A 3,901-nucleotide genomic window follows, 5' to 3' on the forward strand; every position below is an offset into this window, starting at 1 on the left:
ACGTCCAGCCTTTAACATCAATTCCGCAAGACCTTATCTTTTCAACGCAACTAGACACGCTTCAACGGAAGCTTTCCATCAGATTCCCCCTTTTGAATCCACATGACGAAATTCGCTTTAGCATACTTGTGTCCTCGTGGGATCCCGCTTTCCGTGCCTCAGCACGTATAGCCGGCGTGCGCGAGTTAGGCGTAACCCAAGCTTCAGCATCAGCAAGAAGCAAAGCATTGCACCTTCCATGGACGGTGTACTTTGTCGCTACGATCACTACCATATGCCTGCTACTTTTGCTGTTCGGATTTCTCCACTGGGGCATCGAGATCGCGTTGCGAAACACACACGTGATGGGAATTCTTAGCATTCCCCAAGGTCACACTGCGCAGGAGCTTCAGACGAAACTCTCCGGATTTTTCATGCCGACCAAGAGCGCGCGAGAAATGGAACCGGTGCTTGGCTACCTGAGGGGGTTTCCTCCTGATCATGTTCTAATTCCATTAGAACACCAACAGATGAACGTGCAGCTTGGGCGGGCGTTAGAGAACGTGCGAAGTACAAAGTATAGTCTCATTCTTCTTGCGCTCGTTTCAATTCTTGGGCTGGCATACGTTCTCCGAGCAGTTTACGGATAATTTCTGTGAGGCACATACTGCCAAGGATCAGTATTGTCTCCCACATCGCCAACGAACTTATCCTTTCCTGCCTCTCCTACGCATCCACCGATTCTTGCTTCTCTACGTATTGGACCTCGTGGGCGTGGCGGTGTTCGCCATCAGCGGGGCGCTGGCGGCGGGGCGGAAGAGCCTGGACCTGCTGGGCGTGATCGTGACGGCGGTGGTCACGGCCATCGGCGGGGGCACGCTGCGCGACCTGCTGCTGGACCGCCACCCCATCTTCTGGATCGCCGATCCCACGTACCTGGTCGTGATCGTGGGCGCGGCCGCGCTCACGATCGTGTGGGTGCGCGTGTGGGCGCCGCCGGTGAGCTCGCTGCTGATCGCCGACGCGCTGGGGCTGGCGCTGTTCAGCATCGGCGGGGCGCAGATCGCGGAGCGGGCGGCGTTGCCCGCCATCATCGTCGTGGTGATGGGTACGATGACGGGCGTGGCCGGCGGCGTCCTCCGCGACGTGCTCACGGCCGAGATCCCGCTGATCCTGCGCCGCGGCGACCTGTACGCGACGGCGGCCATCGCGGGCGTCGTGCTCTACCTCGTGCTCCAGCGCCTCGGCACGCCGCCGCAGGCCGCGTCGTTCGCCGGCATGGCCGCCGCGGCGGGACTGCGCGTGGCCGCCATCACCTGGCAGCTACACCTCCCCGTATTCCACCTGCCGGAAGACGCTGCACCGGCGAAGGCGCAGGGCGAGAACGACGCATAGCTCGTCCCAGGCAGCGCCAGTCGCGGGAGCTGGCCCCGCGCCTCCCGGCTTCTTCCCGGCATCGTTCGGAAACGCAAGAGCCCTGCACGGCCTTCACGCCGTGCAGGGCTTCTTCGTTCGCGCCTCCGTTCAGCATCGCAGCTGCATCGCCTGCGCAACGCCGAGCGCGACGCCGGCGGTCAGGCGCCGACCTGCACCGGGTGCGACAGCCGTGCGGACCCTGCTCGGGGTGCGGAACGGACGAGAGAGATGGATGCTCCGCGGGTCAGCCGTGGGCGGCGCGGCGGGGGATGTCGAAGGTGCCGCGGGCGAGGAAGGAGAGGACGAGGCGCTGCACGTCCGGGCGGTTCATCACGAAGGTGTGCATCGCCGGGACGATGGCCATGGCGGTGGCGCCGGGGAGATGCGCCTCATCCACCGAAACCTTGCGGTCGTACTCGCCCGCGATAACGCCGATCTCCACGTGGCGCAACGGCGGCAGGGTGCGGACGGTGCTCGCGGGATCGGTGCTCAGCTCGGCGAGAGGGCGCAGGAACCAGCCCAGCCACGGCGCGTACCGGTCGGCCACGCGCGACCCCTGGTTGGGCGGCGTGAGCATCACCACGCGGCCGGCGCGCTCCGGCGGCCGGTGCGCCAGCATCCAGCGGACGAGGATGTTGCCCAGGCTGTGGCCCACGAAGTGGACCCGCGGCGCATCCCTCGTCTCCTCCGCCACCCGCTCGGCCAGCGCGGCGCCGATCTCCGGGACGGACGGGCGGGTGCTGGAATACCCCCAGTTGAGCACGCGGTAGCCGCGCCGCTCCAGCGTCTCCGCCAGCAGCGCCATCGACAGCCGCGTGCGGCCGAGTCCGTGCACCAGCACCACCAGCTCGCGCCCGTCGTCCGCATCGCCATCGCGGTCGAGAGGCGCGCGCGCGTGGTCGTCGATCAGCTCCCGCAGCGTGTATCCGCAGACGGCGAGGAGAGCGCACGCGGCCAGCGCCCTCCCGATCCGCGACCGCCCCGGGCCGCCTCGCATCTCAGCCACCCAGCTTCTCCTTCAGCGCGGAGTTCACCTGCGCGGGATCCGCGACACCGCCGGAGAGGTTCATCACGCGGCCGACGAAGAAGGCGGACAGCTTCGCATCTCCCGCACGCAGGCGCTCCGCCTCGGCCGGGTAGGCGGCGAGGGCTTCGTCTACCCAGGCGGAGACGGCGGCTGCGTCAGCCACGCGTCCGAGACCAGCCTCGCCCACGATCTGCGCGGGTGGCTCGCCGGTCTCGGCCATGCGCGCGAAGACCTGGCGTGCGGCGGGGCGCGAGAGGATGCCTTCGTCCATCATGGCGATGAGGTCCGCCAGGTCCCGCGGCCGCACGCGGAACTGCGGGAGGGCGCACGACTGCGCGTTGATCGCGGCGAGCACCTCGCCCATCACCCAGTTGGCCGCCTCCTGGCACGAGACGCCGCAGCGTGCCACCGCTTCGTAGTAGTCCGCCAGGTCGCGCGTGCCGGTGAGCACGGCGGCGTGGCCGGGCGTGATGCCGTATTCCTCGACGAAACGAGCGACGCGCTTGGCCGGCATCTCCGGCAGCGAGCGGCGCACGCCGTCGATCCACGAGTCCTCCAGCACCAGCGGCGGCAGGTCGGGCTCGGGGAAGTAGCGGTAGTCGCCGCCGTCTTCCTTGCCGCGAATCTCCCGCGCTTCGCCGCGCGCCGCATCCCACAGCAGCGTGGCAGGGCGCACCTCGCCGCCGCCCGCGAGGACGCGCGACTGGCGCTCTACCTCGAACGCCAGCGCCTTCTCGATGCCGCTGAAGGTGTTGAGGTTCTTGATCTCGGTGCGCGTGCCCCCCTCCCCGCCTCCGGGCCGGCGGAGGGAGACGTTGGCATCCACACGCAGGCTGCCCTCCTCCATGTTGCAGTCGCTCACGTCCAGGTACGCCAGCGCCTGCTTGAGCTGCGTGAGGAATGCCCGCGCGTCGGCCGGCGAGGCGAGGTCGGGCTCGGTGACGATCTCCAGCAGCGGCGTGCCCGCGCGGTTCAGGTCGATGGCGGTCGCTCCCTCCACCCGGTCGTGCAGCGACTTGCCCGAGTCCTCCTCCAGGTGCAGCCGGCGGATGCGCACGTGCCGCGCGGTCCCGCCCGCAGACGGCACATCCACCGCACCGTCGGTCGCGAGCGGCCGGTCGTGCTGGGTGATCTGGTAGCCCTTGGGCAGGTCGGGATAGAAGTAGCTCTTCCGCGCGAACACCGACGTGCCGTGCACCGTGGCGCCCAGCCCCAGCGCGGCCTTCACGCCCAGCTCCACCGCGCGCCCGTTCACCGTGGGCAGCGCGCCAGGCAGGCCCAGGCACACGGGGCAGACCTGCGTGTTGGGCGGGCCGCCGTACGCGGTGGGGCTGGCGCAGAACATCTTCGTCTGCGTCTTGAGCTGCACGTGGATCTCCAGCCCGATCACGGGCTCGTACGTCTGCTCGGGCATGTGGCTCAGGGTCTGCGCGAGGCGGAGAGGAGGCCCCCTCCCCGACTCGCTTAGGCTCGTCGACC

General features: G+C 68.1%; 4 protein-coding genes. 2 read left to right on the plus strand and 2 right to left on the minus strand.

Annotated elements, in window-relative coordinates:
* Both VFE05_12005 and VFE05_12010 read left to right on the plus strand, forming a co-directional pair.
* Positions 1-629: hypothetical protein (locus tag VFE05_12005; GenBank protein ID HET6230786.1), on the plus strand; the 629-nt coding region annotated here is incomplete at its 5' end.
* A gap of 94 nt (positions 630-723) precedes the next feature.
* Positions 724-1,374, plus strand: a complete 651-nt coding sequence (locus VFE05_12010) for a trimeric intracellular cation channel family protein (GenBank protein ID HET6230787.1) — start codon at positions 724-726, stop codon at positions 1,372-1,374.
* 265 nt (positions 1,375-1,639) lie between these two features.
* Here VFE05_12010 and VFE05_12015 read toward each other — a convergent pair whose 3' ends face one another.
* Both VFE05_12015 and gatB read right to left on the minus strand, forming a co-directional pair.
* Positions 1,640-2,392: an alpha/beta fold hydrolase gene (locus tag VFE05_12015; GenBank protein HET6230788.1), complete on the minus strand. Its 753-nt coding sequence runs from the start codon at positions 2,390-2,392 to the stop codon at positions 1,640-1,642.
* A 1-nt stretch (position 2,393) separates the two neighbouring features.
* Positions 2,394-3,901: Asp-tRNA(Asn)/Glu-tRNA(Gln) amidotransferase subunit GatB (gene gatB / locus VFE05_12020; protein ID HET6230789.1), on the minus strand; the 1,508-nt coding region annotated here is incomplete at its 5' end.

Source organism: Longimicrobiaceae bacterium (assembly GCA_035696245.1).
GTDB lineage: Bacteria > Gemmatimonadota > Gemmatimonadetes > Longimicrobiales > Longimicrobiaceae > DASRQW01.

Coding starts and splice junctions, on each gene's coding strand:
- VFE05_12015 (HET6230788.1), bottom strand. CDS start 2,392: ATGCGAGGCGGCCCGGGGCGGTCGCGGATCGGGAGGGCGCTGGCCGCG.